Source organism: Pseudomonas sp. NPDC090201 (assembly GCF_044746825.1).
Lineage (GTDB): Bacteria > Pseudomonadota > Gammaproteobacteria > Pseudomonadales > Pseudomonadaceae > Aquipseudomonas > Aquipseudomonas putida_AD.
The window spans coordinates 1,076,364-1,101,815 of sequence record NZ_JBIVCX010000001.1 but is presented as its reverse complement, the minus strand read 5'-3'; the positions used below and the strand labels follow the sequence as shown (position 1 = coordinate 1,101,815).

Below are 25,452 nucleotides of genomic sequence, written 5' to 3'. Positions count from 1 at the left end.
ATGGAGAAAACCCAAGTGACACAACCGTTGAATAGCATGGCGAGCAAAGTTGCCCAGATCGACGAACTCTGCGCGAAAGCGAAGATTCTTCCGGTCATCACCATCGCCCGCGAACAGGACGTGCTGCCTCTGGCCGATGCGCTGGCGGCAGGCGGCCTGACCGCGCTGGAAGTCACCCTGCGTTCCGAATTCGGCCTGAAGGCCATCCGCATGCTGCGCGACGCGCGCCCTGAGCTGTGCGTAGGGGCCGGTACCGTGCTGGACCGCCACATGCTCAAGGCCTGCGAAGAAGCCGGCTCGCAATTCATCGTGACCCCGGGCAGCACTCAGGAGCTGCTGGAAGCTGGCGCGCAGAGCGAGTTGCCGCTGTTGCCTGGCATCAGCAGCGCGTCGGAAATCATGATCGGTTACGCCCTGGGCTATCGCCGCTTCAAGCTGTTCCCGGCTGAAATCAGCGGCGGTGTCGCCGCGATCAAGGCCCTGGGCGGCCCGTTCCCGGAAGTGCGTTTCTGCCCCACTGGCGGCGTCAGCGCAGCCAACCTGAAAAGCTACATGGCGCTGCCAAACGTGATGTGCGTGGGCGGCACCTGGATGATCGACAACGCCTGGGTCAAGAACGGTGACTGGGGTCGCATCACCGATGCCACCGCAGAAGCCGTGGCGCTGTTCGACTGATTGAATGCCCTGACACCCGGCAATATTGATCCCGGACAGCTCTCGTTCATGAGCGGGCTGTTCTAATCATCATTCAACGATGGGTTTCAATGCGCTGGGGTGTTGCTACAGAAGTCGTTGTTGCATGGCTATTTAACGGTGCTCTCCGGTCAGGGAGCATCGTTTTTTTTTGGTTTTTTTAAGGTCAAGGCGAAAGCGATAAATATGTACCGCACAGCCCTTCGGCTGGGCACGTATCTTTATCACTCCTTTGTAGTTCGTTTTTCATGAGCTCTTTAGCGGTGTTCCCTCCCGGGCGCGCCGCTTTTTTTATTCAGGAAATCGAATCAGCGTCTTGGGCGCGTTCGGCCTCAGTGGCTCGCGAGGGCGGGTTCGCAGCGGGTCAAGCAGGGCGGACAAACCGTTGTGGTCAATCTCCTGCATCAGTGCCAACAGGCTGCCCAGCTCTCCCGTCGGAAACCCCTTGCGGGCAAACCAGTTCAGGTAATCCCCCGGCAGATCGGCCAGCAACCGCCCCTTGTACTTGCCATAGGGCATTTCACGGGTCACCAGGAGTTTGAGTTTTTCGGGATTCATGACGTCGCCGTTGGTCTTTTCGAGTGAACTGGCAAGATACGTGCATTCTGCATGCAGGCCAACAGGCCGATCATGCAGAAAGCGCGGTCACGTGATTTGATTAATGTGTTAACTATATGATTTTAAAGGACTTAATTAAGTTTGAAAGTCTGGCATGGCCGCTGCAACAGTCTACTCATCGAGTGAATTGACTCTTCGATCAACCTGCCAGAAAGGAAACTCAAAATGACGGACATCAACAAAGAAGCGGTCTCCCTGCTCAATGACCTGATCGAGACCAGCAAAGACGGCGAAAAAGGTTTCCACACCAGCGCCGAAGATATCAAGAACCCAGAAATCAAAGCTTATTTCCTTTCTCGTTCATCCGAGTGTGCAACTGCAGTGCGTGAACTTCAGGCTGAAGTCCGTGCACTGGGCGGCGATCCAGAAAATTCCTCGACCGCCGCAGGCACTGTGCACCGTCTATGGGTGGAGCTGAAGGCTGCCGTGACCGGCAAGAGCGATGAAGCCGTACTCAATGAAGTGGAGCGTGGTGAAGACCATGCCCTGAAGGCTTATCGCGATGCCCAGCAGAAAGCCGTCGAGAAAGCGCTGCCAACTAATGTGGTCAGCCTGATTCAGCGTCAGCTGGCCGGCGTGCAAGCCAACCACGACAAAGTAAAAGCGCTGCGTGACTCGGTTCGCAGAGCGAGCTGATCAACGCCGGTAGCTGGCACTCAGGTGCTAGCCGCTAGTTGAATGAAAAAGCGTCAGCCTGGCTGGCGCTTTTTTGTGCTCCCGGATCAAGTTGCAGACAGATCAGGTGTTGCTGGTAGCGCGACACGATTGCGACCCAGGCGCTTGGCCTCATAGAGCGCTTTGTCTGCATCGGCCAGCAGCATGGCCAGCGTGGCGTGCGCATTGGGCGTGCGAGTCGCGACACCGATACTCACGGTAGTCGGCTGGGTATCTTCGCCGTGAGGCGCAAGTGCCTCGATGGCGCTGCGGATCTTTTCGGCGATCTGTGCCGCGCCTTCAAGGGGCGTCTGCGGCAACACCACCATGAATTCCTCCCCGCCATAGCGTGCGGCCAGGTCGCCGGGGCGTCGCGTGGTGGCGGACAGCGTGCGGGCAACGTCACGCAATGCGTCGTCGCCGCCATGATGGCCATGACGATCGTTGAACGCCTTGAAGTGGTCCACATCGATCATCAAGAGCGATAAGGGCTGGCCGTTGCGCAGGCTGCGCGACCACTCGTGCGCCAGTGCCTGATCCAGCTGGCGGCGGTTGGCTAGCCCAGTCAACCCGTCGGTGGAGGCGAGCTTGGCCAGTTCCCGTTCGGCCCGACGGCGCAGGCGCAACTGCCTGCCCAGCAACGACGACAGCCAGAGTATTCCCAGGCACAACAGGCCCGTGGCGCCCGCGACCAGCAGCGCATTGCGCTTCCACACGGCATACACCTCATCCCGGGACTGGGCCACCACCACAATCAGCGGCAAGTCCCCGACGCGGGAGAAAGTATATAGCCTGCGTTCGTTGTCGAAATCGGAAACGGCGCTGAAACTGCCGTTGATCTCCTTGAGGATTCGCTGGAAGTTGGGTTGCTGGCTGAAATCCCGGCCAATGAACTTCGCATTCGCACCCTCAGGCTGACGGGCGAGCAGGATGCCTTCGGCGTTGATGAGGTTGATGGTGCCGCTGCGTCCCACATCCAGGCCGCGAAACAGGTGATTGAAGTAGGAGAGGCGCATCGAGGCGCTGGCGACGCCGACGAACTGGCCGTCAGGGGAGGGGATGCGCCGGCTGAAACTGATGCACCAGTCCTTGAACCCCCAGCGGGATTTGAACGGCCCGTCCACCTTCAATCCCAGGGACGCATTGCTTCGATGAAACTGAAAACTCGCCCGGTCGGAAAAGTTGTCTGGCCGAGGGTCCACCGAGGTGGAGTCGGCGACGATCGCGCCATTCTCATCAAGCATGACCAGGTCTCCCTTGTAAGGCGCGGCAGTGGAACGATCAAACAACACCTGACGCCGCAACGCAGGAGAGATCGCCATCACCTCCGGCTGCTGCCATGCGTCGATCATGCCCTTGAGCGAGATGTCATAGAGATCGGCGTTGCGCTGCACATCCGCATCGATCAGTTGCACCACATTGTTGGCCGAGCGCACTGCGGTTTCGGTCGCATTGCCATACTCGCGCAGCAAGAGCGAGGCGACGATGGCCAGGATCGCCAGCACAGCAAGCAGGCTTCCGGACATCAGCATTTTTTCCGACCGGGACCAGGACCTCGGCGGCGATATGGCAACGGAAAATGTCATCGAACAGCTCTGTTGAAGGTGAACCACTGATGTCCTGCCGGCTGGCTGCATCCAGGGTGCGTCCAGGCCAGCCCATGCTTTCAGGAATTGATGACGTTCGGGTCATCATGGTCGAGCATTAAGGAGACGTCGGCGGCTTGGATCAAGTCAGAAAATTCTGCGAACGCCGTAAGAAATAGGCGGCCAAGGCTTAATCGCGACTTGGTCAGCGCAAGCAGACGTTCTGGGAGATGAGTGGGGTCACTCAACGCCCTCTTGGCGTCGAGGGCGTGGCGGGGAGTCTGGTAGCGATACTTGGCGGAGGCGGTTGAGGGATCACTCCCCCTCATCAAACCTGTTGTTGATCAACTCGATCAACCCTTCCAGCGCTGCCTGTTCGTCGTCGCCTTCGGTCAGCAGGTGAATCTCGGTGCCTTTGCCTGCGGCGAGCATCATCACGGCCATGATGCTTTTTCCGTCGACCATGCTTTCCGGGGTGCGGCCGACGCGGATCTGGCAGGGGAATTTTCCGGCCACGCCCACGAACTTGGCGGCCGCGCGGGCGTGCAGGCCCAGCTTGTTGATGATGGTGATCTGATGAGCGGGCATCGCGTTGGGGATCCTTTCAGCTTAGGTCGCGGTGGCGGACCTGAACATTCTTGAGCGATTGTTGCAGGGCCTGACCCAGGCGTTCGGTCAGGTAGACGGAGCGGTGATGCCCGCCGGTGCAGCCAATGGCAATGGTGACGTAGGCGCGGTTGCTGGCGGCGAAGCGCGGCAACCACTTGTTGAGGTACGAGGAAATGTCCTGGAACATCTCTTCGACATCCGGCTGTGCGGCCAGGTACTCGGCCACCGGCAGGTCGAGGCCGGACTGCTCGCGCAACTCCGGCTTCCAGTAGGGGTTGGGCAGGCAGCGCACATCGAAGACCAGGTCGGCATCCACGGGCATGCCGCGCTTGAAACCGAACGACTCGATCAGGAAGGCAGTGCCGGGCTCGGGTTTGTTCAGCAGGCGCAGCTTGAGGGTGTCGCGCAACTGGTAGAGATTCAGGTGCGTGGTGTCGATGGTCAGGTCGGCCAGGTCGATGATCGGCCCCAGCAGCGTCTTTTCGTCACGAATGGCCTCGGCCAGCGAGCGTGTCGCGTTGCTCAGCGGATGGCGGCGGCGGGTTTCGGAGAAGCGCTTGAGCAGTGTCGACTCTTCGGCATCCAGGAACAGGACGTCGCAGCGGATGTGGCGGCCGCGGACCTCTTCGAGCATTCGCGGAAAACGGGTCAGGTGACTGGGCAGGTTACGGGCGTCGATGGAGACGGCCAGTAGCGGTTCTGCCAGTTCCGTGTTGATCAGCGCCCGCTCGGCAAGCTCTGGGAGCAGGCCGGCCGGCAGGTTGTCGACGCAGTAGAAGCCACTGTCTTCGAGAACATCGAGGGCCGTGCTCTTGCCGGAGCCGGAGCGACCGCTGACGATGATCATGCGCATGTTCAGTGACCGTTCTGTACGCGAAGCACGACGTTGTACAGCTCTTCGCTGCTCTTGGCCTCGCGCAGGCTTGCGCGGACGTCGGCACGGTCGAGCATGCTGGCGATCTGGCGAAGCAGTTCGAGGTGGGCATCGGTCGCTGCTTCAGGGACGAGCAGCACGAACAACAGGTCAACCGGAGCGCCGTCGATGGCGTCGAAGTCGACAGGCCGTTGCAGGTGCAGCACGGCACTCACCGGTGCCTGGCAGCCCTTGAATCGGCAGTGGGGGATGGCGATCCCGTTGCCAAAACCGGTAGACCCCAGTTTTTCACGGGCGAGTAGGCTTTCGTAGACGTCTTGCCAGTCGAACTCGGGAACTTCTTCGCCGATGCGTCGGGCAATCTCTTCGAGTACTGCTTTCTTGCTGCCGCCTGGCACGTTCACGAATGAACGGCCAGGGGTCAGGATATTTTCAAGTCGGATCATGGAGGGGGAGCGTCAGCGAGCGGCCGCACCTTTGAGGATGCTTTGCTGCTTTTCCTTATGTTTGAGCAGTTGTCTGTCCAGCTTGTCAGTGAGCAGGTCGATTGCCGCGTACATGTCATCATGCTCCGCATTGGCTACGACCTCTCCACCGTGGATATGCAGGGTGGCCTCGATCTTCTGTTTGAGTTTCTCGACGGCCATCGTCACCTGCACGTTGGTAATCTTGTCAAAGTGCCCTTCGAGCTTTTTCAGCTTCAGCTCGATGTACTCGCGCAGGGGCTTGGTCACTTCCAGTTGGTGTCCACTGATGTTGACTTGCATACAGCTTCTCCTTCGTTGCCAGTGCATTAAGAGGCAGGCTTGGATGCCTGCCACTGGAACGCTGTGGCTCGTGACCTCTAGGTTCTAGTAAGAAAAGTCTTGAGACCCGGTCATGCTGCGCTGAAAACAGCCTTGCCTTACCTACGTCTCAAAACATTTCGTACAGAGCCTGCCTTTACATCAGTCGCTTGCGCTCGCTCGAAGGGGCTATCCCTAAGGATTCGCGATACTTGGCGACTGTGCGACGGGCCACTTGGATGCCTTGTGCCTCCAGTAAACCAGCGATCTTGCTGTCACTCAACGGCTTTTTCTGATTTTCCGCGGCAACCAGTTTCTTGATGATCGCGCGAATGGCCGTGGACGAGCATTCACCGCCCTCGGAGGTGCTCACGTGGCTTGAGAAGAAGTACTTCAGTTCGTAAATGCCGCGAGGCGTGTGCATGAACTTTTGCGTGGTGACCCGCGAGATCGTCGATTCGTGCATGCCCACCGCCTCGGCGATGTCGTGCAGGACCAACGGCTTCATCGCCTCGTCGCCGTACTCCAGGAAGCCGCGCTGGTGCTCGACGATCTGGGTCGCGACTTTCATCAGGGTTTCATTGCGGCTTTGCAGGCTCTTGATGAACCAGCGCGCTTCCTGCAACTGGTTGCGCATGAAGGTGTTGTCGGCGCTGGTGTCGGCACGACGCACGAAACCTGCGTACTGCGGGTTGACGCGCAGGCGCGGCACGGCTTCCTGGTTCAGCTCCACCAGCCAGCGCTCGTTGTCCTTGCGCACGATCACGTCGGGCACCACGTACTCGGCTTCGCTGGATTCGATCTGCGAGCCAGGACGCGGGTTGAGGCTCTGGACCAGTTCGATGACCTGGCGCAGGTCATCTTCCTTGAGCTTCATGCGGCGCATCAGTTGCGAGTAGTCGCGGCTGCCCAGCAAGTCGATGTAGTCACTGACCAGGCGCTGGGCTTCGGCCAGCCACGGGGTTTTGGCAGGCAGCTGGCGCAATTGCAGCAGCAGGCATTCGCTCAGGGTGCGGGCGCCGATGCCGGCGGGCTCGAACTGTTGAATGCGGTGCAGGACGGCTTCGATTTCGTCCAGCTCGATGTCCAGTTCCGGGTCGAACGCGTCGAGCAGCTCTTCCAGGGACTCGTCCAGGTAGCCCTGGTTGTTGATGCAGTCGATCAGCGTGACGGCGATCAGGCGGTCAGTGTCGGACATCGGCGCCAGGTTCAGTTGCCACAGCAGATGGCTTTGCAGGCTTTCGCCGACCGAGGTGCGGGTGGTGAAGTCCCACTCGTCATCGTCGTTGCTGGGCAGGCTGCTGGCGCTGGTCTGGTAGATGTCTTCCCAGGCGGTGTCGACCGGCAGTTCGTTGGGGATGCGCTCGCTCTCGCTCCACTCGCCGTCTTCGAGATTGTCGACGGTGGGGGCGGATTCCTGGTAGGTAGGTTCCTGAACGTCGGCGTTGGGCTTGTTTTCGATGTTGTCGGCCATCGGGTCGGCATTATCGAAGTCGTCGCCTTCTTCCTGGCGTTCCAGCATGGGGTTGGACTCCAGTGCCTCCTGGATTTCCTGTTGGAGATCCAGCGTGGACAATTGGAGCAAGCGGATGGCCTGTTGCAGCTGCGGTGTCATCGTCAGCTGCTGGCCCATTCTCAAGACTAGCGAAGGTTTCATGGCAGGGGCTTAACACCTTATTCGCCGGCGCATCCGCGCCATCCACTACTGGGCGCCGGGGCGCCAAATTAAGCAAATTATATGCCTGAAACCGAAGTGTTTGCCTAGGGTGTGGCGACAATTAATCCGGGGTTGGCGATGAGGCGCATGCAGCGGTCGCCGGCCAACCCCTTGTCAGCCCCCTGTTTACAGGCGGAACTCGTGGCCGAGATACACTTCCTTGACCAACTGGTTGGCCAGGATGGTTTCAGCGTCACCTTCTGCAATCAGCTGCCCGTCGTTGACGATGTAGGCGGTTTCGCAGATGTCGAGGGTTTCGCGCACGTTGTGGTCGGTGATCAGAACGCCGATACCCTTCGCCTTGAGATGGTAGATGATCTGCTTGATATCGCCCACGGAGATCGGGTCGACACCGGCGAATGGCTCGTCGAGCAGGATGAACTTCGGTGCGGTGGCCAGTGCGCGGGCGATTTCGACACGACGACGCTCACCACCGGACAGGCTCATGCCCAGGTTGTCGCGAATATGGGTGATGTGGAATTCCTGCAGCAGGCTTTCCAGTTCCTTGCGACGTCCTGCGCGATCCAGTTCCTTGCGGGTTTCCAGGATCGCCATGATGTTGTCCGACACCGACAGCTTGCGGAAGATCGAGGCTTCCTGCGGCAGGTAGCCGATGCCGGCACGGGCACGCCCGTGCATCGGCTGGTGGCTGACGTCCTGTTCGTCGATCAGCACGCGGCCCTGGTCGGCCTGCACCAGGCCGACGATCATGTAGAAGCAGGTGGTCTTGCCCGCACCGTTGGGGCCGAGCAGGCCAACGATCTGGCCGCTGTCGATGGACAGGCTGACGTCACGTACCACCTGGCGGCTTTTGTAGGCCTTGGCCAGGTGTTGGGCTTTCAGCGTCGCCATTACTGCGCCTTCTGCTGGTCGGTTTTCTTTTTCGGCTGGATCACCATGTCGACGCGAGGACGCGCTTCGGTGACCTTGCTGCCGGTGGCGCGGCCAGCGCTGGCCAGCTTGCGCACGGTGTCATAGACGATCTTCTCGCCCTGGGTCACGTTGTTGTCCTTGTCGATGACCTTGGCCTTGTCGATCAGCACGATGCGGTTTTGCGGCGCATGGTACTGGATCGTCACGCCCCAGCCCTGAACGGGTTTGGGGTCGCCAGCGGTCTGCAACTGCTCGAAGTAGGCCAGGTTGCCCACCGAGGTCACGACGTCGATGTCACCTTGCGGGGTGCGGGTCATGGTCACCTTGTTGCCGGTGACCTTCATCGAGCCCTGGGTAATGATCACATTACCGGTGTAGGTGGCGATGCCTTGCTTGTCATCGAGCTGGGCGTCGTCGGCCTGAATGCGGATAGGCTGATCCTGATCGTTCGGCAGAGCCCAGGCGCTCACGCTTCCCAGTGCTGCGCCCAGGCCGAGCAAAATAGGGAGGGTTTTAAGGAGCCTCATACTGTCCTCTTGCGTTCGATAGCAGGTGTATCCTGCTTTCTTTTAGATAGGCTTTCATACCCGTACCGGTGCTCACGCCGTTGAAGCCGTCGATTCTAACGGGTTGGGCCGTTTCCGCATATTGCTTCTGAGGGAAGACAGTCATGCGGGTGCTGGTGATGATGGTGGTGCGGTTCTGTTCGTCGGTGCGGTTGATGCGCACGTTGTCGATCAGCTCGACATGATCGCCACCCGGGGAAACTTCGGCGCGTACGCTCTGTACATGCCACGGAAACTCGGTGCCACGGTACATCTGCAGCACCGGGGTGGTCATCAGGGTCACGTCGGTAGCCTTCAGGTGCTCGACCTTGTCCGCCGTCAGGTCGTACTGCTGGGTGCCGTCGGGCAGGTACTGGATGCTGTGGGCGTTCATCGCATAGTAGTCGATGGCGCTCTCGTCCACGGCAACCTTTGGCTGGTCCATGAAGCTTTCCGGGCTGATGTTCCAGTAGCCGGCCGCTGCAAGCAGCAGTCCCAGTGCACCGAAGATCAGGAATGTGCGAAATCTTTTGCTCAGCATAAGTACGCTTCTATAAGTAGGCGGCGTGGGCCGCTTCGAGGTTGCCCTGGGCGTTCAGGATCAGCTCGCAGAATTCCCGGGCAGCGCCTTCGCCGCCCCGTGCCCGGGTAACGCCGTGTGCATGCTCGCGCACGAAACCTGCGGCGTTGGCCACGGCCATGCCCAGGCCTACCCGGCGAATCACCGGCAGGTCGGGCAGGTCGTCACCCAGATAGGCAACCTGTTCATAGCTCAGGTTCAATTGCGCCAGCAGTTCATCGAGCACCACCAGCTTGTCTTCACGGCCCTGGTACAGATGGGCGATGCCCAGGTTTTTGGCGCGACGCTCGACGACCGGGGTCTTGCGACCGCTGATGATAGCGGTGGTCACGCCGGAATTGATCAGCATCTTGATGCCTTGACCGTCCAGGGTGTTGAAGGTCTTGAACTCGCTGCCGTCTTCAAGGAAGTAAAGGCGACCGTCAGTGAGGACGCCATCGACATCGAACACTGCCAGCTTGATCTGTTTGCCGCGTTGCATCAGGTCGTTCATATCACCGCTCATTTACATGACTCCCGCGCGCAGCAGGTCCTGGAGGTTGAAGGCGCCCACCGGACGGTCGGTTTCATCCACCACGATCAGCGCGCTGATCTTGTTGTCTTCCATGATTTTAAGGGCTTGTGCCGCGAGCATGTCCGGGCGGACGGTCTTGCCGTGCACGGTCATCACTTCGTCGATGGTCGCCTGGCGAATATCGATAGGGCGGTCCAGCGTACGGCGCAAGTCGCCGTCGGTGAAGATCCCGGCCAGGCGTCCGTCGGTCTCGACGATGGCGGTCATGCCCAGGCCCTTGCGGGTCATTTCCATCAGCGAGTCGCGCAGCAGGGTTCCGCGCGCCACCACAGGCAGCTCGCCACCGGTGTGCATCACGTGCTCGACCTTGAGCAGCAGGCGGCGGCCAAGGGCGCCACCTGGATGGGAGAAGGCGAAATCTTCGGCGGTAAAACCGCGTGCGTCGAGCAGGGCCACTGCCAGTGCGTCGCCCATGACCAGTGCCGCCGTGGTCGAGGAGGTCGGGGCCAGGTTCAGCGGGCAGGCTTCTTTCTCGACCCGGGCATTGAGGTTCACGTCCGCCGCTTTGGCCAGCGTCGACTCGGGGTTGCCGGTCAGGCTGATGAGCTTGATGCCCAGGCGCTTGATGAGCGGCAGCAGGGTCACGATTTCGTTGGTTGTGCCCGAGTTCGACAGGGCCAGGATGATGTCGTCGGCGGTGATCATGCCCATGTCGCCATGGCTGGCTTCGGCCGGGTGCACGAAAAACGCCGGGGTGCCGGTGCTGGCCAGGGTCGCGGCGATCTTCTTGCCGATGTGCCCTGACTTGCCCATCCCGACCACCACAACCCGCCCTTTGCTGGCCAGGATCATCTGGCACGCACTGACGAAATCGCTATCGATGTGCGCGAGCAAACCCTCCACGGCCTCTATTTCAAGGCGGATGGTGCATTGTGCCGATTGGATCAGGTCGCGGGCGTCGGTCATGTCTGGAGAGGATCGGTCTGCTGAAAAGGCGGGGATTATAGCGACAATGTTGAAAAGCCTCACGCTTCATTGCGGATGTTTGTTTATTCAAAGCGCCTGTCCGTCAGTTCCTGCACCGCGCAAGGCAGGAGTGTTGCAGGAAATTTGCACTGCAACCGCCGTTTGCGCTGCCTTTAACGCCTTGTAATGTTGGAGCTTTGGCTGCGTACGACAGCGGTGGTATAGTTCGCCGCTTGTTCGGCCCCCCCAGACAGTGTGTCGTTCTTCAAGGACGCAGCATCTGAGAGAGAGGCTGCATCGCAAGGAGTTTAGATGAGTGCCGATAACGCCTACGCGGTCGAATTGAAGGGTGTGTCCTTCAAACGCGGTACGCGCAGCATCTTCAATAATGTCGACATCCGCATCCCCCGGGGCAAAGTCACCGGCATCATGGGGCCGTCGGGCAGTGGCAAGACCACTCTGCTGCGGCTGATGGGTGCGCAACTGCGCCCGGCCAGCGGTGAAGTCTGGGTCAACGGCCAGAACCTGCCAAAGCTCTCGCGCAGCGATCTGTTCGATGCGCGCAAGCAGATGGGGGTCCTGTTCCAGAGCGGTGCGCTGTTCACCGATCTCGACGTTTTCGAAAACGTGGCCTTTCCGCTGCGGGTTCATACCCAGCTTCCCGAAGACATGATCCGCGATATCGTCCTGCTCAAATTGCAGGCGGTCGGGTTGCGCGGTGCCGTCGAGCTGATGCCCGACGAGCTCTCCGGGGGCATGAAGCGCCGCGTGGCGCTGGCCCGGGCCATTGCACTGGATCCGCAGATCCTCATGTATGACGAGCCCTTCGTGGGACAGGACCCGATCGCCATGGGCGTACTGGTGCGCCTGATCCGCCTGCTCAACGATGCGCTGGGCATCACCAGTGTCGTGGTCTCCCACGACCTGGCCGAGACCGCCAGCATTGCCGACTATCTCTATGTCGTCGGGGACGGGCAGGTATTGGGGCAGGGCACGCCGCAGGAATTGATGCAGTCGGACAACCCGCGCATTCGCCAGTTCATGACAGGGGATCCAGACGGCCCTGTGCCATTTCACTATCCGGCACCGGATTATCGCGAAGATCTTTTGGGGAAGCGCTGATGCGCAGAAAGTCATTGATGGATCGTGTACGCCTGATGGGGCGTTCGGCGATCGACATAGTTGCGGTACTGGGGCGTTCGGGGATTTTTCTGGTCCATGCCTTGCTGGGGCGAGGCGGGATCGGCGGCGGTTTCCAGTTGCTGGTTCGCCAGCTCTACTCGGTGGGCGTCATGTCGCTGGCGATCATCGTCGTGTCCGGCGTGTTCATCGGCATGGTATTGGCCCTGCAGGGTTTCAGCATCCTGGCCAAGTACGGCTCCGAGCAGGCCGTCGGGCAGATGGTTGCCCTGACGCTGCTGCGTGAACTGGGGCCGGTGGTGACCGCGCTGCTGTTCGCCGGTCGTGCCGGCTCGGCGCTGACCGCTGAAATCGGCAACATGAAATCCACCGAGCAGTTGTCCAGCCTCGAGATGATCGGCGTGGACCCCCTCAAGTACATCGTCGCGCCCCGCCTGTGGGCCGGCTTCATTTCGCTGCCGGTGCTCGCCATCATTTTCAGTGTGGTGGGTATCTGGGGTGGTTCGTGGGTGGCTGTCGACTGGCTGGGCGTCTACGAAGGCTCGTTCTGGGCGAACATGCAGAACAGCGTTTCCTTCCCCAATGATGTCATCAACGGTGTGATCAAAAGCGTTGTCTTTGCTTTTGTGGTCACCTGGATTGCCGTGTTTCAAGGCTATGACTGCGAGCCCACATCCGAGGGGATCAGTCGCGCCACGACCAAGACCGTGGTCTACGCCTCGTTGGCCGTATTGGGCCTGGACTTTATTTTGACCGCCTTGATGTTTGGAGACTTCTGATGCAAAACCGCGCCCTCGAAACCGGTGTCGGCCTGTTCCTGCTGGCTGGCATCCTGGCCTTGCTCCTGCTGGCCCTGCGCGTCAGCGGTCTCTCCGCCAGCACGACAGCCGACAGCTATAAACTTTACGCAAATTTCGACAATATCGCCGGTTTGACTGTCAGAGCGAAGGTGACCATGGCCGGTGTGACCATCGGCAAGGTCACTGCAATCGATCTGGACCACGACACCTTCACCGGTCGCGTGACCATGGAAGTGGACAAGCGCGTGAATAATCTGCCTTCGGACTCCACGGCTTCTATTCTCACTGCAGGCTTGCTGGGCGAGAAATACGTCGGCATCAGCGTCGGTGGCGATGACAAGCTGTTGAAAGACGGCGGCACCATTCACGACACGCAGTCGTCCCTGGTGCTCGAGGACCTGATCGGTAAATTCCTGCTCAATTCCGTGGGTAAAGACGCCAAATGAGGAGTTTTTTCATGATCTCGATTCTGCGCCGTGGCCTTCTGGTGCTGCTGGCTGCCCTGCCTCTGTTTGCCAACGCGGCAGCGACGACATCGTCGGCCCATGACCTTGTCGACAACACCACCAAGCAACTGCTGGCCGACCTTGCCGCGAACAAGGAAAGCTACAAGACCAACCCGCAGGCCTTCTACGACGCGCTCAACGGCATCGTCGGGCCGGTCATCGATGCTGACGGCATTTCCAAGAGCATCATGACCGTCAAGTATTCGCGCAACGCCACCCCGGCCCAGATGCAGCGCTTCCAGGAAAACTTCAAGCGCAGCCTGATCCAGTTCTATGGCAACGCACTGCTCGAGTACAACAACCAGGGCATCACCGTGGCTCCGGCCAAGGAAGAGGGCGCCGACCGCACCTCGGTCGACATGTCGGTCAAGGGCAACAACGGCGCCGTTTACCCTGTGTCCTACACACTGGTCAAAATCAATGACGAGTGGAAAGTGCGCAACGTGATCATCAACGGCATCAACATCGGCAAGCTGTTCCGCGATCAGTTCGCCGATGCCATGCAGCGCAACGGCAACAACCTGGACAAGACAATCGATGGCTGGGCCGGCGAAGTCGCCAAGGCCAAGCAGGAGACCGAGAACTCGCCTGACAAGGTCGTCAAATGACTGAAGCCTGTGTGACGGCCGTCGGCAGCAGCGAGCTCAAGCTGTTCGGCGTGCTCGACTACCGTACCGGCCCCGCGCTGCGCAAGCAGGGTGCCGAGTTGATCAAGGCCAGTGATTCACCGGCGCTGGTGCTCGACTGCTCCGCCGTGCAGAAATCCAGCAGCGTGGGCCTGGCCCTGCTGCTGGCGTTCATGCGTGACGCCCAGGCGGCCGGCAAGTCGGTCAGCGTTCGTGCGCTGCCCGAAGACATGAGAGAAATCGCACAGGTATCGGGTCTGACCGAGCTGTTCGAACAACATTGATTGCTATCATCGATCAAGCCCCTCGTCCGGCACCTGGTAAAGCAGGGTTCGCAACGAGAGGGCTTTTTTGTATCATGGCCGACCCGCGCGCACAGGGCGCCGATTGAGGTTAAGCATGCAGGCCGTAGAAGTTAAGAGCTTCCTTGAAGGTAAGCTGCCAGAGATCCAGGTCGAAGTTGAAGGCGAAGGCTGCAACTTCCAGCTGAACGTTATCAGCGATGAACTGGCTACACTAAGTCCGGTCAAGCGCCAGCAGCAGATCTACACGCATTTGAACCCATGGATCGCCGATGGCAGCATCCACGCGGTCACCATGAAATTTTTCAGCCGCGCTGCATGGGCCGAGCGCACCTGAGCCTAATTGGCGTCGAGATTCCAATGGATAAACTGATTATTACTGGCGGCGTTCGTCTTGATGGCGAAATCCGCATTTCCGGGGCGAAGAACTCTGCCCTGCCGATTCTTGCTGCAACCCTGCTGGCCGATGGGCCGGTGACGGTCCAGAACCTGCCGCACCTGCACGACATCACCACCATGATCGAGCTGTTCGGCCGCATGGGCATCGAGCCGATCATCGACGAGAAACTCAGCGTCGAGATCGATCCTCGCACCATCAAGACCCTGGTCGCGCCGTACGAGCTGGTGAAAACCATGCGCGCCTCGATCCTGGTACTGGGTCCGATGGTTGCCCGCTTCGGTGAAGCCGAAGTCGCACTGCCTGGCGGTTGCGCCATCGGTTCGCGTCCGGTCGACCTGCACATCCGTGGCCTGGAAGCCATGGGCGCGATCATCGAAGTCGAAGGCGGCTACATCAAGGCCAAGGCGCCGGAAGGCGGCCTGCGTGGCGCGCACTTCTTCTTCGACACCGTCAGCGTGACCGGTACCGAAAACATCATGATGGCCGCCGCGCTGGCCCGTGGTCGCAGCGTGCTGCAGAACGCCGCTCGCGAGCCTGAAGTCGTCGACCTGGCAAACTTCATCAACGCCATGGGTGGCAAGGTTTCCGGTGCTGGCACCGACACCATCACCATCGAAGGCGTCGAGCGTCTGGGCAAGGCGACCTACCGCGTCATGCCTGACCGCATCGAGACCGGCACCTACCTGGTAGCCGCTGCCGTGACCGGTGGCCGCGTCAAGGTCAAGGACACCGATCCGACCATTCTCGAAGCCGTTCTGGAAAAACTGCGTGAAGCTGGCGCCGAAATCACCACCGGTGAGGACTGGATCGAGCTGAACATGCACGGCAAGCGTCCGAAGGCCGTGAACCTGCGCACCGCTCCGTACCCGGCGTTCCCGACCGACATGCAGGCGCAGTTCATCTCGCTGAACGCCATCGCCGAAGGCACTGGCGCGATCATCGAGACGATCTTCGAAAACCGCTTCATGCACGTGTATGAAATGCACCGCATGGGCGCGCAGATCCAGGTCGAAGGCAACACGGCCATCGTCACTGGCTGCGAGAAGCTCAAGGGCGCGCCAGTCATGGCGACCGACCTGCGTGCATCGGCCAGCCTCGTGCTGTCGGCGCTGGTGGCCCAGGGCGACACATTGATCGACCGCATCTACCACATCGACCGTGGTTACGAGTGCATCGAAGAGAAACTGCAGATGCTGGGCGCGAAAATCCGTCGCGTACCGGGCTAACAGTCTCTCAGGCTTGCCGTCGCCCGTGCAGGTTCGGCACGGGCGGCGGGCATGCCAGCTCAAGGCTTGACCCATTGAATCGTTTCGCTTCGAGTCCTGCGGTTTCGACTTGAAGATTGTCGGGCGCCCATTGCTTCCCGGCTCGCGCTTGCTGATAAGGACTGACGTTTCCCATGTTGACCATCGCACTGTCCAAGGGCCGAATCCTTGACGACACCCTGCCGCTCCTCGCTGCTGCGGGCATCGTGCCGACCGAGAATCCGGACAAGAGCCGCAAGTTGATCATCCCCACGACTCAGGAAGACGTGCGTCTGCTGATCGTGCGTGCGACCGATGTGCCGACCTATGTCGAGCACGGCGCGGCTGACCTCGGTGTGGCGGGCAAGGACGTCCTGATGGAATACGGCGGCCAGGGCCTGTACGAGCCACTGGATCTGCAGATTGCCCAGTGCAAGCTGATGACCGCAGGTGCCGTTGGCGCTGCCGAGCCTCGCGGCCGTTTGCGCGTGGCGACCAAGTTCGTCAACGTTGCCAAGCGTTATTACGCAGAACAGGGCCGTCAGGTCGATATCATCAAGCTGTACGGCTCCATGGAGCTGGCGCCGCTGGTAGGCCTGGCCGACAAGATCATCGACGTAGTCGACACCGGCAACACCCTGCGTGCCAACGGTCTCGAACCTCAGGAACTGATCGCTCACATCAGTTCGCGCCTGGTGGTGAACAAGGCATCGATGAAGATGCAGCACGCCCGTATCCAGTCGCTGATCGACACCCTGCGTATTGCCGTGGAGTCGCGACACCGCAGTTGACCAGATTGCGTAAAAACTACTGCGCTCGGTAATACTGCGTTAAAAACAGGCGAAAAATGCTCATTTAGAACACCTAGACTCCGCTTTTTCGCCCGTTTTTGCCTTGTCTTACCTTCGCTCGTGACGTTTTTACACAATCTGGACTGTTTCGCGCGACTTTAAACAAAGTTGCGCCCAGCTATCCGTGTCATAGCCAAATTTCTCAGGTGCCTGCGCGGATGGCTTGGTAGCTTAGGCTCCTGCCTTTGCATTCAAGGCTCCTGAGAAATTGCCATTCATTGAGGCTCACGCTATGACCACTCCAAACACCATTCGCCGACTCAACGCTGCTGACCCGGATTTCGCCCGACATCTGGCTCATCTGCTGAGCTGGGAGAGTGTGTCTGACGACTCGGTCAATCAGCGTGTGCTGGACATCATCAAGAACGTGCGCGAGCGCGGCGATGCGGCACTGGTTGAGTACACCCAGCGTTTCGACGGCCTGCAGGTGGCGTCCATGTCTGACCTGATCCTGCCGCGCGAGCGCCTGGAACTGGCCCTGACCCGCATCACCCCCGCTCAGCGCCTGGCCCTGGAAAAGGCCGCTGACCGCGTGCGCAGCTACCACGAACGGCAGAAACAGGATTCCTGGAGCTACACCGAAGCCGACGGCACCGTGCTGGGCCAGAAGGTCACCCCGCTGGATCGCGCCGGCCTGTACGTGCCGGGCGGCAAGGCGTCGTACCCGTCTTCGGTACTGATGAACGCGATTCCGGCCAAGGTGGCGGGCGTCGGCGAAGTCGTCATGGTCGTGCCGACTCCGCGCGGCGAGATCAACGAACTGGTGCTGGCCGCTGCCTGCATCGCTGGCGTTGACCGGGTGTTCACCATCGGTGGCGCCCAGGCTGTCGCGGCCCTGGCCTACGGCACCGAAAGCGTGCCGCAGGTGGACAAGGTCGTAGGTCCCGGCAACATCTATGTGGCCACGGCCAAGCGTCACGTGTTTGGTCAGGTCGGCATCGACATGATTGCCGGTCCTTCGGAAATCCTCGTGGTCTGCGACGGCCAGACCGATCCGGACTGGATCGCCATGGACCTGTTTTCCCAGGCCGAGCACGACGAAGACGCCCAGGCGATTCTGGTCAGCCCCGATGCCGAGTTCCTCGACAAGGTTGCGGCGAGCATCGCCAGGCTGATGCCGACCATGGAGCGCGCCGAGATCATCAACACCTCGATCAACGGTCGCGGTGCCCTGATCAAGGTGGCGGACATGAATCAGGCCATCGAAGTCGCCAACCGCATTGCGCCGGAGCACCTGGAACTCTCGGTTGCCGATCCTGACGCCTGGCTGCCACAGATTCGCCACGCCGGTGCGATCTTCATGGGCCGTCACACCTCGGAAGCCCTGGGCGACTACTGCGCGGGCCCCAACCACGTGCTGCCGACGTCCGGCACTGCGCGCTTCTCCTCGCCGCTGGGGGTCTATGACTTCCAGAAACGCTCTTCGATCATCTTCTGCTCCGAGCAGGGTGCATCGGAGCTGGGCAAGACGGCGTCGGTGCTGGCCCGCGGCGAGTCGCTGACCGCCCACGCCCGCAGCGCCGAGTACCGGATCAAAGATAACCAACAGGAAGGCAAGTGAGCATGAGCAAGTTCTGGAGTCCTTTTGTCCGTGACCTCGTGCCTTACGTGCCGGGCGAACAACCCAAGCTGACCAAGCTTGTGAAGCTGAACACCAACGAGAACCCCTACGGCCCGTCGCCCAAGGCGATCGAGGCGATGCGCGCCGAGGTCAATGACAACCTGCGCCTGTACCCGGACCCCAACAGCGACCTGCTCAAGCAGTCGGTCGCGCGTTACTACGGCGTCGAGGCCAACCGTGTGTTCCTCGGCAACGGTTCCGATGAGGTGCTGGCCCACGCCTACCACGCGTTTTTCCTGAAGGACAAACCGCTGTTGTTCCCGGACATCAGCTACAGCTTCTACCCGGTGTACTGCGGCCTGTATGGCGTGGACTACGAAATGGTGCCGCTGGACGAACAGTTCCAGATTTGCGTCGAGGACTACAAGCGTCCCAACGGCGGCGTCATCTTCCCGAACCCCAACGCGCCGACCGGCTGTTTGATGGCGCTGGAGGCGGTCGAGCAGATCCTGGCCGCCAACCCGGATTCGGTGGTCATCGTGGATGAGGCCTACATCGACTTTGGTGGCGAGACTGCAATCACTCTGGTGGATCGTTATCCGAACCTGCTGGTGACCCAGACCCTGTCCAAGTCCCGCTCGCTGGCGGGCTTGCGCGTTGGCCTGGCGGTGGGGCATCCGGACCTGATCGAAGCGCTGGAGCGGGTGAAGAACAGCTTCAACTCCTACCCGCTGGACCGCATGGCCATCGTCGGTGCGGCTGCGGCGTTCGATGACCGCGAGTACTTCGAGAAGACCTGCCAGCTGGTGATCGACAGCCGCGAGAAGCTGGTGGCGCAACTGGAAGGCAAAGGGTTCGAAGTGTTGCCATCGGCGGCGAACTTCATCTTCGCCCGTCACCCGGAACACGACGCAGCGGGCCTTGCCGCCAAGGTGCGTGAGCAGGGTGTGATCGTGCGTCACTTCAAGCAGGAACGCATTGCGCAATTCCTGCGCATCACCATCGGCACGCCAGAGCAGAATCAGGCGCTGGTGGATGCGTTGGGCGATCTCTAAGCATTTATTGCCCGCATGAAAAAACCGCCTTATCGGCGGTTTTTTTATGGCTGCGAATCAATCCTCTGCCGCAGGCGCCGGGGTTTGCGGTGGGCGCAAGCCCACTTCTGCCATCAACTTCAATTCCTTGCCGTTGCGCATCACCTGAATCGCGATCTTCTCCGAGGGCTTGGTGCGTGCCACCTGGTTCATCGATTTGCGACCATCGCCGGCCGGCTCGCCGTTGATGCTCAGGATCACGTCACCCAACTGCAAACCGGCCTTTTGCGCCGGGCCGTCGCGGAAGATACCGGCCACTACGATGCCGGGGCGGTCTTTCAGGCCAAAGGACTCAGCCAGCTCCTGGGTCAAAGGCTGTACTTCGATACCCAGCCAGCCACGAATCACCTGGCCATGCTCGATGATCGACTTCATCACCTCCAGCGCAAGCTTGGTCGGGATCGCGAAGCCGATGCCCTGGGAGCCACCGGATTTGGAGAAGATCGCCGTGTTGATCCCGGTCAGGTTGCCGTTGGCGTCCACCAGCGCGCCGCCCGAGTTGCCGGGGTTGATGGCGGCGTCGGTCTGGATGAAATCTTCATAGGTGTTCAGGCCGAGCTGATTGCGGCCCGTCGCGCTGATGATGCCCATGGTGACGGTCTGGCCGACGCCGAACGGGTTGCCGATGGCCAGCGCGACGTCGCCGATGCGGATGCTGTCGGAGCTGCCGAGGGTGATCGACGGCAGGTTCTTCAGGTCGATCTTCAGCACCGCCAGGTCGGTTTCCGGGTCGCTGCCGATGATCCGTGCGATGGTTTCGCGACCGTCCTTGAGCGCCACCACGATCTGGTCGGCGCCGGACGTCACGTGGTTGTTGGTCAGCAGATAGCCTTCCGGGCTCATGATGACCGCCGAACCGAGGCTCGACTCCATGCGCCGCTGCTTGGGCAGGTTATCGCCGAAGAAACGACGGAATTGCGGGTCTTCGAACAACGGATGGTTAGGCTTGTTGTTGACCATCTTGGTCGTGTACAGGTTGGCCACCGCAGGCGCCGCGCTGCTCACCGCGTCAGCGTAGGAGACCGGGCCCTGCTGGATCAGGGCGGTCTGGGGCGCCTGCTGCAGGTTGACGTCCTGGCTGGGCAGGCCGACCCACTGCGGATAGCGCTGGATAATCAATAAAGCGATAAGCACACCAGCAAGCAATGGCCAGCCGAGAAAACGCAGCGCTTTGAACATTTAGCAGAGTCCTGAAGGTTGATACGCAGAACATTCGAACCGTCGAACGGGCTTGTCTGCGCCATAATGGCGGGCATTATACGAGGACCTGTGCGGTCTGAACTGCATATTTAGGAGACTTTTATGGCTGTTGCCCTGAGCACTCTGGTCGACGAAGCGGACCGCTACCTGGGGAGCGCTCGCGTTCAGGACTATTGCCCCAATGGTCTGCAGGTCGAGGGGCGTCCGCAGGTGAGCCGGATCGTTTCCGGCGTGACGGCAAGCCAGGCCTTGCTGGACGCGGCGGTAGAGGCCAATGCGGACCTGATCCTGGTTCACCACGGTTACTTCTGGAAAGGTGAGAACCCCTGCATCACCGGCATGAAACAGCGCCGTCTCAAGACCCTGCTCAAGCACGACATCAGCCTGCTGGCCTATCACCTGCCGCTGGATCTGCACCCGGAGGTCGGCAATAACGTGCAACTGGCGCGGCAACTGGAAATCACCGTCGAGGGGCCGCTGGATCCGGAGAACCCTCGCATCATCGGCCTCGTGGGATCGCTGTCGGAGCCCATGACACCCCGCGACTTCGCCCACCGCGTGCAAAGTGCCCTGGGTCGCGAGCCGCTGCTTATAGAAGGCAGTGAGGTGATTCGTCGGGTGGGCTGGTGCACTGGAGGCGGGCAGGGGTACATCGACCAGGCGATTGCGGCCGGGGTCGATCTTTTCCTCAGTGGCGAGGCGTCCGAGCAGACTTTCCACAGCGCCCGCGAGAACGACATCAGCTTTCTCGCCGCCGGCCACCATGCGACCGAGCGTTACGGCGTTCAAGCCCTGGGCGATTATCTGGCGCGACGCTTTGCCCTTGAACACCTGTTCATCGATTGCCCGAATCCGATCTGACATGTGCGGGTCTGACCGTAGCAGCACGGCTTGCCGGCGGGGGCGTACTTGAGAGCGCTCCCGCCGGCAAGCCGTGCTGCTACGGATCGGTGTGACTTCAAAACCGTCCAAATTCCGGGCTATATGGTTATACCGTTTCGATCTATCCAGCCCGCTGATTAGAATCAGGCCCCATGATAAAGTGCGGCGTTCGATAGAGCCCGCAGGCTCTCCATAAAAGTACGTTATCCCGTGAGTAACCATGGTCGACAAACTGACGCATCTGAAACAGCTGGAGGCGGAAAGCATCCACATCATCCGCGAGGTCGCCGCCGAGTTCGATAACCCGGTGATGCTCTACTCGATCGGCAAGGACTCCGCCGTCATGCTGCACCTGGCGCGCAAGGCGTTCTTCCCGGGCAAGCTGCCGTTCCCGGTGATGCACGTCGACACTCGCTGGAAATTCCAGGAGATGTACCGCTTCCGCGACAAGATGGTCGAGGAAATGGGCCTGGAACTGATCACCCACATCAACCCTGACGGTGTGGCGCAGGACATCAACCCGTTCACTCACGGCAGCTCCAAGCACACCGACATCATGAAGACTCAGGGCCTCAAGCAGGCACTGGACAAGCATGGTTTCGACGCCGCCTTCGGTGGCGCGCGCCGCGACGAAGAGAAATCCCGCGCCAAGGAGCGCGTGTATTCCTTCCGCGACAGCAAGCACCGCTGGGACCCGAAGAACCAGCGTCCAGAGCTGTGGAACGTGTACAACGGCAACGTCAACAAGGGCGAGTCGATCCGCGTGTTCCCGCTGTCCAACTGGACCGAGCTGGACATCTGGCAGTACATCTACCTTGAAGGCATCCCGATCGTGCCGCTGTACTTCGCCGCCGAGCGTGAAGTCATCGAGAAGAACGGCACCCTGATCATGATCGACGACGATCGCATCCTCGAGCACCTGACCGACGAGGAAAAGGCGCGCATCGTCAAGAAGAAGGTCCGTTTCCGTACCCTGGGCTGCTACCCGCTGACGGGCGCTGTCGAGTCGGAAGCCGAGACCCTGACGGACATCATCCAGGAAATGCTCCTGACGCGAACTTCCGAGCGCCAAGGCCGAGTCATCGACCACGATGGTGCGGGCTCGATGGAAGATAAAAAACGTCAAGGTTATTTCTAAGGGGTTGTCATGTCGCATCAATCTGATTTGATCAGCGAGGACATCCTCGCGTACCTGGGCCAGCACGAACGTAAAGAGATGCTGCGCTTTCTGACTTGTGGCAACGTCGACGACGGCAAGAGCACGTTGATCGGCCGGCTGCTGCACGATTCCAAGATGATCTACGAGGATCACCTGGAAGCCATTACCCGTGATTCGAAAAAATCCGGCACCACGGGCGATGACGTCGACCTGGCGCTGCTGGTGGACGGCCTGCAGGCCGAGCGCGAGCAGGGCATCACCATCGATGTGGCCTACCGCTATTTCTCGACTTCCAAGCGCAAGTTCATCATTGCCGACACCCCGGGCCACGAGCAGTACACCCGCAACATGGCCACCGGTGCGTCGACCTGTGACCTGGCGATCATCCTGGTCGATGCCCGTTATGGCGTGCAGACCCAGACCCGCCGCCACAGCTACATTGCGTCGCTGCTGGGCATCAAGCACATCGTGGTGGCCATCAACAAGATGGACCTCAATGGCTTCGACGAGCAGGTCTTCGAGCAGATCAAGGCTGATTACCTGACGTTCGCCGAGCGCATTTCGCTCAAGCCGACCACCATGGAGTTCGTTCCGATGTCTGCCCTCAAAGGCGACAACGTGGTGAACAAGAGCGAGCGCTCGCCGTGGTACACCGGCAAGTCGCTGATGGAAATCCTCGAGACCGTCGAGATCGCGGGCGACCGTAACCTCAACGACCTGCGTTTCCCGGTGCAGTACGTCAACCGTCCGAACCTGAACTTCCGCGGCTTTGCCGGCACCCTCGCCAGTGGCGTGGTGCACAAGGGCGACGAAGTGGTCGTGCTGCCGTCGGGCAAGAGCAGCCGCGTGAAATCCATTGTCACCTTCGAGGGTGAACTGGAGCACGCAGGCCCGGGCCAGGCCGTGACCCTGACCATGGAAGACGAGATCGACATCTCCCGTGGCGACCTGTTGGTGCATGCCGACAACGTGCCGCAGGTGGCTGACGCCTTCGACGCGATGCTGGTGTGGATGGCTGAAGAGCCGATGCTGCCGGGCAAGAAATACGACATCAAGCGCGCCACGTCCTACGTGCCGGGCTCGATTGCCAGCATCACCCACCGTGTGGATGTGAACACGCTGGAAGAAGGCCCTGCCAGCGCACTTCAACTCAATGAAATCGGCCGGGTGAAAATCTCCCTCGATGCGCCGATCGCGCTGGACGGCTATGACAGCAACCGCACCACCGGTGCGTTCATCGTCATCGACCGTTTGACCAACGGCACCGTGGCCGCGGGCATGATCATCGCCAAGCCGGTCGCGGCGGGTCATGGCAACCATCATGGTGCCTTGGCTCACGTCTCCGTCGAAGAACGCGCCCAACGCTTCGGCCAGCAGCCAGCCACCGTGCTGTTCAGCGGCCTGTCGGGCGCGGGCAAGAGCACCCTGGCTTATGCGGTCGAGCGCAAGCTGTTCGACATGGGTCGTGCGGTGTTCGTCCTGGATGGCCAGAACCTGCGTCACGACCTGAACAAAGGCCTGCCGCAGGACCGTGCCGGTCGTACCGAGAACTGGCGTCGTGCTGCTCACGTGGCGCGCCAGTTCAACGAAGCAGGCCTGCTGACCCTGGCAGCGTTCGTCGCCCCCGATGCAGCAGGGCGCTCCAACGCCAAGGCGCTGATCGGCGATGATCGCCTGATTACCGTCTACGTCCAGGCCTCGCCTCAAGTGTGCCGCGAACGCGACCCACAGGGCCTGTACGCCGCCGACAAGGACAACATCCCGGGTGAGTCCTTCCCGTACGACGTGCCGCTGGATGCCGATCTTGTGATCGACACCCAGTCGCTCAGCGTCGAGGAAAGCGTCAAGCAAGTGCTGGATCTGCTGCGGGCTCGCGGCGCGATCTAAGCGTTGTTCGATTCACGAGAACCCCGCCAGCGATGGCGGGTTTCTTGTTTCTGCGTGCCACAGAGCTTCTGTAGGAGCGCGCTTGCCCGCGACGGCGTCGTGTCAATCAACCCTTTTGGTGCAGACAGACCGCAGTCGCGGGCAAGCGCGCTCCTACAGAGGTTAACGTGGCCCGACCCGTAGCAGCACGGCTTGCCGGCGGGGTCGCCCTCAGGATCGCTCCCGCCGGCAAGCCGTGCTGCTACGGGGTTGGGTTCGCTCCCACAAACAAAAAAGCCCGCCGCGGATGTTCTCCGGGGCGGGCTTTTTGTTTTAGCGAGTGTTACTTCTTCAAGCCGTATTGCTCGTCCAGCATGCCGGGGGTGTTCGGCGCTTTCGGGGCGTAGTCCCGTGGCGGCTCGGCGGCGGTGCGTGGCGGGGTCAGGCGGTCGCGCGGGGTCTGGATCGAATCCGGGTGCAGGGCGGCCAGCAGACGTTGACGGGTCAACTCGTCGGTGGCCAGGCGGTTGGCGCTTTCGGCCAGGTGCTCCTGGACTTCCTGATAGCTCTGGGTCAGCTTCTGAACCAGGTTCGCGGTGCTGTTGAAGTGAGTGACCACCTCGTTCTGATACCTGTCGAAACGCTCCTGAACGTCATCCAGCTGGCGCTGAGTGCTGTTAGGCGCGGCATTGGGCAGCGCACGCGCCACGAAGAAACCGATGGCGACACCGGCGACCAGGGCAATGGTCGGCAGCAACCAAACTAAGAGCGAGTAATCCACGAGTCCTTCCTCTATAAACGGCTTTG

The 25,452-nt window shown here is 60.6% G+C and carries 29 protein-coding genes; 15 read left to right on the top strand and 14 right to left on the bottom strand.

Annotation, left to right across the window (positions count from 1 at the left end):
- Positions 1-675 (top strand): bifunctional 4-hydroxy-2-oxoglutarate aldolase/2-dehydro-3-deoxy-phosphogluconate aldolase, encoded by a 675-nt coding sequence (locus tag ACIPOO_RS05065; RefSeq protein WP_274135687.1) that lies wholly within the window; start codon positions 1-3, stop codon positions 673-675.
- Between the two features lie 309 nt (positions 676-984).
- Here ACIPOO_RS05065 and ACIPOO_RS05060 read toward each other — a convergent pair whose 3' ends face one another.
- A complete protein-coding gene (locus tag ACIPOO_RS05060; RefSeq protein ID WP_274135686.1) occupies positions 985-1,251 on the bottom strand; it encodes a DUF3820 family protein in 267 nt (88 codons plus the stop codon).
- A gap of 225 nt (positions 1,252-1,476) precedes the next feature.
- On the opposite strand from ACIPOO_RS05060, the gene ACIPOO_RS05055 reads away from it, so the two are divergent.
- A complete protein-coding gene (locus ACIPOO_RS05055; protein ID WP_274135685.1) occupies positions 1,477-1,947 on the top strand; it encodes a PA2169 family four-helix-bundle protein in 471 nt (156 codons plus the stop codon).
- 86 nt (positions 1,948-2,033) lie between these two features.
- Here ACIPOO_RS05055 and ACIPOO_RS05050 read toward each other — a convergent pair whose 3' ends face one another.
- The 11 genes from ACIPOO_RS05050 to ACIPOO_RS05000 all read right to left on the bottom strand — a co-directional run bounded on the left by ACIPOO_RS05050 (position 2,034) and on the right by ACIPOO_RS05000 (position 11,014).
- Positions 2,034-3,497 carry a sensor domain-containing diguanylate cyclase gene (locus tag ACIPOO_RS05050; RefSeq protein ID WP_400604832.1) on the bottom strand — a complete coding sequence of 488 codons (1,464 nt, stop codon included), beginning with the start codon at positions 3,495-3,497 and terminating at the stop codon, positions 2,034-2,036.
- 369 nt (positions 3,498-3,866) lie between these two features.
- Positions 3,867-4,139 (bottom strand): HPr family phosphocarrier protein, encoded by a 273-nt coding sequence (locus ACIPOO_RS05045; protein ID WP_274135680.1) that lies wholly within the window; start codon positions 4,137-4,139, stop codon positions 3,867-3,869.
- Positions 4,140-4,155: 16 nt separating this feature from the next.
- Positions 4,156-5,013: an RNase adapter RapZ gene (gene rapZ, locus ACIPOO_RS05040; protein ID WP_274135679.1), complete on the bottom strand. Its 858-nt coding sequence runs from the start codon at positions 5,011-5,013 to the stop codon at positions 4,156-4,158.
- Positions 5,014-5,015: 2 nt separating this feature from the next.
- On the bottom strand, positions 5,016-5,480 hold the full coding sequence (ptsN, locus tag ACIPOO_RS05035; protein ID WP_274135678.1) for a PTS IIA-like nitrogen regulatory protein PtsN: 465 nt from the start codon (positions 5,478-5,480) through the stop codon (positions 5,016-5,018).
- Between the two features lie 12 nt (positions 5,481-5,492).
- A complete protein-coding gene (gene hpf, locus ACIPOO_RS05030) occupies positions 5,493-5,801 on the bottom strand; it encodes a ribosome hibernation-promoting factor, HPF/YfiA family (protein ID WP_062384329.1) in 309 nt (102 codons plus the stop codon).
- A gap of 175 nt (positions 5,802-5,976) precedes the next feature.
- Positions 5,977-7,476: an RNA polymerase factor sigma-54 gene (locus ACIPOO_RS05025; protein WP_274135676.1), complete on the bottom strand. Its 1,500-nt coding sequence runs from the start codon at positions 7,474-7,476 to the stop codon at positions 5,977-5,979.
- Positions 7,477-7,662: 186 nt separating this feature from the next.
- Positions 7,663-8,388, bottom strand: coding sequence for an LPS export ABC transporter ATP-binding protein (lptB, locus tag ACIPOO_RS05020; RefSeq protein ID WP_081565365.1), 726 nt, complete (start codon positions 8,386-8,388; stop codon positions 7,663-7,665).
- Positions 8,388-8,936, bottom strand: coding sequence for a lipopolysaccharide transport periplasmic protein LptA (gene lptA, locus ACIPOO_RS05015; RefSeq protein WP_274135675.1), 549 nt, complete (start codon positions 8,934-8,936; stop codon positions 8,388-8,390). The genes lptB and lptA overlap by 1 nt, the downstream gene beginning before the upstream one ends.
- Positions 8,923-9,495, bottom strand: coding sequence for an LPS export ABC transporter periplasmic protein LptC (gene lptC / locus ACIPOO_RS05010; RefSeq protein WP_274135674.1), 573 nt, complete (start codon positions 9,493-9,495; stop codon positions 8,923-8,925). Before lptC ends, lptA begins: the two co-directional genes overlap by 14 nt.
- A gap of 10 nt (positions 9,496-9,505) precedes the next feature.
- On the bottom strand, positions 9,506-10,039 hold the full coding sequence (gene kdsC, locus ACIPOO_RS05005) for a 3-deoxy-manno-octulosonate-8-phosphatase KdsC (RefSeq protein WP_274135673.1): 534 nt from the start codon (positions 10,037-10,039) through the stop codon (positions 9,506-9,508).
- The gene (locus ACIPOO_RS05000; protein ID WP_400604826.1) at positions 10,040-11,014 is read right to left on the bottom strand and encodes a KpsF/GutQ family sugar-phosphate isomerase; all 975 of its coding nucleotides are present in this window, start codon (positions 11,012-11,014) and stop codon (positions 10,040-10,042) included.
- Positions 11,015-11,326: 312 nt separating this feature from the next.
- Here ACIPOO_RS05000 and ACIPOO_RS04995 point away from each other — a divergent pair, with 312 nt between their 5' ends.
- The 10 genes from ACIPOO_RS04995 (at position 11,327) to hisC (ending at position 19,499) form a co-directional block, all read left to right on the top strand.
- Positions 11,327-12,136, top strand: a complete 810-nt coding sequence (locus tag ACIPOO_RS04995) for an ATP-binding cassette domain-containing protein (protein WP_274135670.1) — start codon at positions 11,327-11,329, stop codon at positions 12,134-12,136.
- Positions 12,136-12,933, top strand: a complete 798-nt coding sequence (gene mlaE / locus ACIPOO_RS04990; protein WP_074753863.1) for a lipid asymmetry maintenance ABC transporter permease subunit MlaE — start codon at positions 12,136-12,138, stop codon at positions 12,931-12,933. The genes ACIPOO_RS04995 and mlaE overlap by 1 nt, the downstream gene beginning before the upstream one ends.
- Positions 12,933-13,400 (top strand): outer membrane lipid asymmetry maintenance protein MlaD, encoded by a 468-nt coding sequence (gene mlaD / locus ACIPOO_RS04985; protein ID WP_274135669.1) that lies wholly within the window; start codon positions 12,933-12,935, stop codon positions 13,398-13,400. The genes mlaE and mlaD overlap by 1 nt, the downstream gene beginning before the upstream one ends.
- Before the next feature lie 11 nt (positions 13,401-13,411).
- A complete protein-coding gene (locus ACIPOO_RS04980) occupies positions 13,412-14,068 on the top strand; it encodes a phospholipid-binding protein MlaC (protein WP_274135668.1) in 657 nt (218 codons plus the stop codon).
- The gene (locus ACIPOO_RS04975) at positions 14,065-14,370 is read left to right on the top strand and encodes a lipid asymmetry maintenance protein MlaB (protein ID WP_274135667.1); all 306 of its coding nucleotides are present in this window, start codon (positions 14,065-14,067) and stop codon (positions 14,368-14,370) included. Before ACIPOO_RS04980 ends, ACIPOO_RS04975 begins: the two co-directional genes overlap by 4 nt.
- 115 nt (positions 14,371-14,485) lie before the next feature.
- Positions 14,486-14,725: a BolA family protein gene (locus ACIPOO_RS04970; RefSeq protein ID WP_062384295.1), complete on the top strand. Its 240-nt coding sequence runs from the start codon at positions 14,486-14,488 to the stop codon at positions 14,723-14,725.
- 23 nt (positions 14,726-14,748) lie between these two features.
- On the top strand, positions 14,749-16,014 hold the full coding sequence (gene murA / locus ACIPOO_RS04965) for a UDP-N-acetylglucosamine 1-carboxyvinyltransferase (RefSeq protein ID WP_274135665.1): 1,266 nt from the start codon (positions 14,749-14,751) through the stop codon (positions 16,012-16,014).
- 173 nt (positions 16,015-16,187) lie between these two features.
- Entirely contained in the window at positions 16,188-16,823 is a 636-nt protein-coding gene (gene hisG, locus ACIPOO_RS04960; RefSeq protein WP_400604822.1) for an ATP phosphoribosyltransferase, read from the top strand.
- Between the two features lie 292 nt (positions 16,824-17,115).
- Positions 17,116-18,444 carry a histidinol dehydrogenase gene (gene hisD / locus ACIPOO_RS04955; protein WP_400604820.1) on the top strand — a complete coding sequence of 443 codons (1,329 nt, stop codon included), beginning with the start codon at positions 17,116-17,118 and terminating at the stop codon, positions 18,442-18,444.
- A gap of 2 nt (positions 18,445-18,446) precedes the next feature.
- Positions 18,447-19,499 (top strand): histidinol-phosphate transaminase, encoded by a 1,053-nt coding sequence (gene hisC, locus ACIPOO_RS04950; RefSeq protein ID WP_400604818.1) that lies wholly within the window; start codon positions 18,447-18,449, stop codon positions 19,497-19,499.
- A 57-nt stretch (positions 19,500-19,556) separates the two neighbouring features.
- Here the strand turns inward: hisC and algW are convergent, their stop codons facing one another.
- Positions 19,557-20,717, bottom strand: a complete 1,161-nt coding sequence (gene algW / locus ACIPOO_RS04945; protein WP_400604816.1) for a Do family serine endopeptidase AlgW — start codon at positions 20,715-20,717, stop codon at positions 19,557-19,559.
- Positions 20,718-20,840: 123 nt separating this feature from the next.
- Here algW and ACIPOO_RS04940 point away from each other — a divergent pair, with 123 nt between their 5' ends.
- From ACIPOO_RS04940 to cysN, 3 genes are all read left to right on the top strand, one after another.
- Positions 20,841-21,599 carry a Nif3-like dinuclear metal center hexameric protein gene (locus ACIPOO_RS04940; RefSeq protein WP_400604814.1) on the top strand — a complete coding sequence of 253 codons (759 nt, stop codon included), beginning with the start codon at positions 20,841-20,843 and terminating at the stop codon, positions 21,597-21,599.
- Positions 21,600-21,840: 241 nt separating this feature from the next.
- Positions 21,841-22,758: a sulfate adenylyltransferase subunit CysD gene (gene cysD / locus ACIPOO_RS04935; RefSeq protein WP_400604812.1), complete on the top strand. Its 918-nt coding sequence runs from the start codon at positions 21,841-21,843 to the stop codon at positions 22,756-22,758.
- 9 nt (positions 22,759-22,767) lie between these two features.
- Positions 22,768-24,666 carry a sulfate adenylyltransferase subunit CysN gene (gene cysN / locus ACIPOO_RS04930; RefSeq protein ID WP_400604810.1) on the top strand — a complete coding sequence of 633 codons (1,899 nt, stop codon included), beginning with the start codon at positions 22,768-22,770 and terminating at the stop codon, positions 24,664-24,666.
- A 322-nt stretch (positions 24,667-24,988) separates the two neighbouring features.
- Here cysN and ACIPOO_RS04925 read toward each other — a convergent pair whose 3' ends face one another.
- The gene (locus ACIPOO_RS04925) at positions 24,989-25,426 is read right to left on the bottom strand and encodes a YhcB family protein (RefSeq protein ID WP_274136812.1); all 438 of its coding nucleotides are present in this window, start codon (positions 25,424-25,426) and stop codon (positions 24,989-24,991) included.
- Positions 25,427-25,452: the final 26 nt, after the last annotated feature.

Bases quoted from the DNA above. Each gene is read 5' to 3' on its own strand.
- mlaD (WP_274135669.1), top strand. From the start codon at position 12,933: ATGCAAAACCGCGCCCTCGAAACCGGTGTCGGCCTGTTCCTGCTGGCT.
- ACIPOO_RS05025 (WP_274135676.1), bottom strand. From the start codon at position 7,476: ATGAAACCTTCGCTAGTCTTGAGAATGGGCCAGCAGCTGACGATGACA.
- mlaE (WP_074753863.1), top strand. From the start codon at position 12,136: ATGCGCAGAAAGTCATTGATGGATCGTGTACGCCTGATGGGGCGTTCG.
- ACIPOO_RS04970 (WP_062384295.1), top strand. From the start codon at position 14,486: ATGCAGGCCGTAGAAGTTAAGAGCTTCCTTGAAGGTAAGCTGCCAGAG.
- cysD (WP_400604812.1), top strand. From the start codon at position 21,841: ATGGTCGACAAACTGACGCATCTGAAACAGCTGGAGGCGGAAAGCATC.
- ACIPOO_RS04995 (WP_274135670.1), top strand. From the start codon at position 11,327: ATGAGTGCCGATAACGCCTACGCGGTCGAATTGAAGGGTGTGTCCTTC.
- murA (WP_274135665.1), top strand. From the start codon at position 14,749: ATGGATAAACTGATTATTACTGGCGGCGTTCGTCTTGATGGCGAAATC.
- lptC (WP_274135674.1), bottom strand. From the start codon at position 9,495: ATGCTGAGCAAAAGATTTCGCACATTCCTGATCTTCGGTGCACTGGGA.
- ACIPOO_RS05000 (WP_400604826.1), bottom strand. From the start codon at position 11,014: ATGACCGACGCCCGCGACCTGATCCAATCGGCACAATGCACCATCCGC.
- ACIPOO_RS05050 (WP_400604832.1), bottom strand. From the start codon at position 3,497: ATGCTGATGTCCGGAAGCCTGCTTGCTGTGCTGGCGATCCTGGCCATC.
- ptsN (WP_274135678.1), bottom strand. From the start codon at position 5,480: ATGATCCGACTTGAAAATATCCTGACCCCTGGCCGTTCATTCGTGAAC.
- lptA (WP_274135675.1), bottom strand. From the start codon at position 8,936: ATGAGGCTCCTTAAAACCCTCCCTATTTTGCTCGGCCTGGGCGCAGCA.
- lptB (WP_081565365.1), bottom strand. From the start codon at position 8,388: ATGGCGACGCTGAAAGCCCAACACCTGGCCAAGGCCTACAAAAGCCGC.
- hisG (WP_400604822.1), top strand. From the start codon at position 16,188: ATGTTGACCATCGCACTGTCCAAGGGCCGAATCCTTGACGACACCCTG.
- ACIPOO_RS05045 (WP_274135680.1), bottom strand. From the start codon at position 4,139: ATGCCCGCTCATCAGATCACCATCATCAACAAGCTGGGCCTGCACGCC.
- ACIPOO_RS05055 (WP_274135685.1), top strand. From the start codon at position 1,477: ATGACGGACATCAACAAAGAAGCGGTCTCCCTGCTCAATGACCTGATC.
- hpf (WP_062384329.1), bottom strand. From the start codon at position 5,801: ATGCAAGTCAACATCAGTGGACACCAACTGGAAGTGACCAAGCCCCTG.
- ACIPOO_RS05065 (WP_274135687.1), top strand. From the start codon at position 1: ATGGAGAAAACCCAAGTGACACAACCGTTGAATAGCATGGCGAGCAAA.
- ACIPOO_RS04940 (WP_400604814.1), top strand. From the start codon at position 20,841: ATGGCTGTTGCCCTGAGCACTCTGGTCGACGAAGCGGACCGCTACCTG.
- hisC (WP_400604818.1), top strand. From the start codon at position 18,447: ATGAGCAAGTTCTGGAGTCCTTTTGTCCGTGACCTCGTGCCTTACGTG.
- kdsC (WP_274135673.1), bottom strand. From the start codon at position 10,039: ATGAGCGGTGATATGAACGACCTGATGCAACGCGGCAAACAGATCAAG.
- hisD (WP_400604820.1), top strand. From the start codon at position 17,116: ATGACCACTCCAAACACCATTCGCCGACTCAACGCTGCTGACCCGGAT.
- algW (WP_400604816.1), bottom strand. From the start codon at position 20,717: ATGTTCAAAGCGCTGCGTTTTCTCGGCTGGCCATTGCTTGCTGGTGTG.
- rapZ (WP_274135679.1), bottom strand. From the start codon at position 5,013: ATGCGCATGATCATCGTCAGCGGTCGCTCCGGCTCCGGCAAGAGCACG.
- ACIPOO_RS05060 (WP_274135686.1), bottom strand. From the start codon at position 1,251: ATGAATCCCGAAAAACTCAAACTCCTGGTGACCCGTGAAATGCCCTAT.
- ACIPOO_RS04980 (WP_274135668.1), top strand. From the start codon at position 13,412: ATGATCTCGATTCTGCGCCGTGGCCTTCTGGTGCTGCTGGCTGCCCTG.
- cysN (WP_400604810.1), top strand. From the start codon at position 22,768: ATGTCGCATCAATCTGATTTGATCAGCGAGGACATCCTCGCGTACCTG.
- ACIPOO_RS04975 (WP_274135667.1), top strand. From the start codon at position 14,065: ATGACTGAAGCCTGTGTGACGGCCGTCGGCAGCAGCGAGCTCAAGCTG.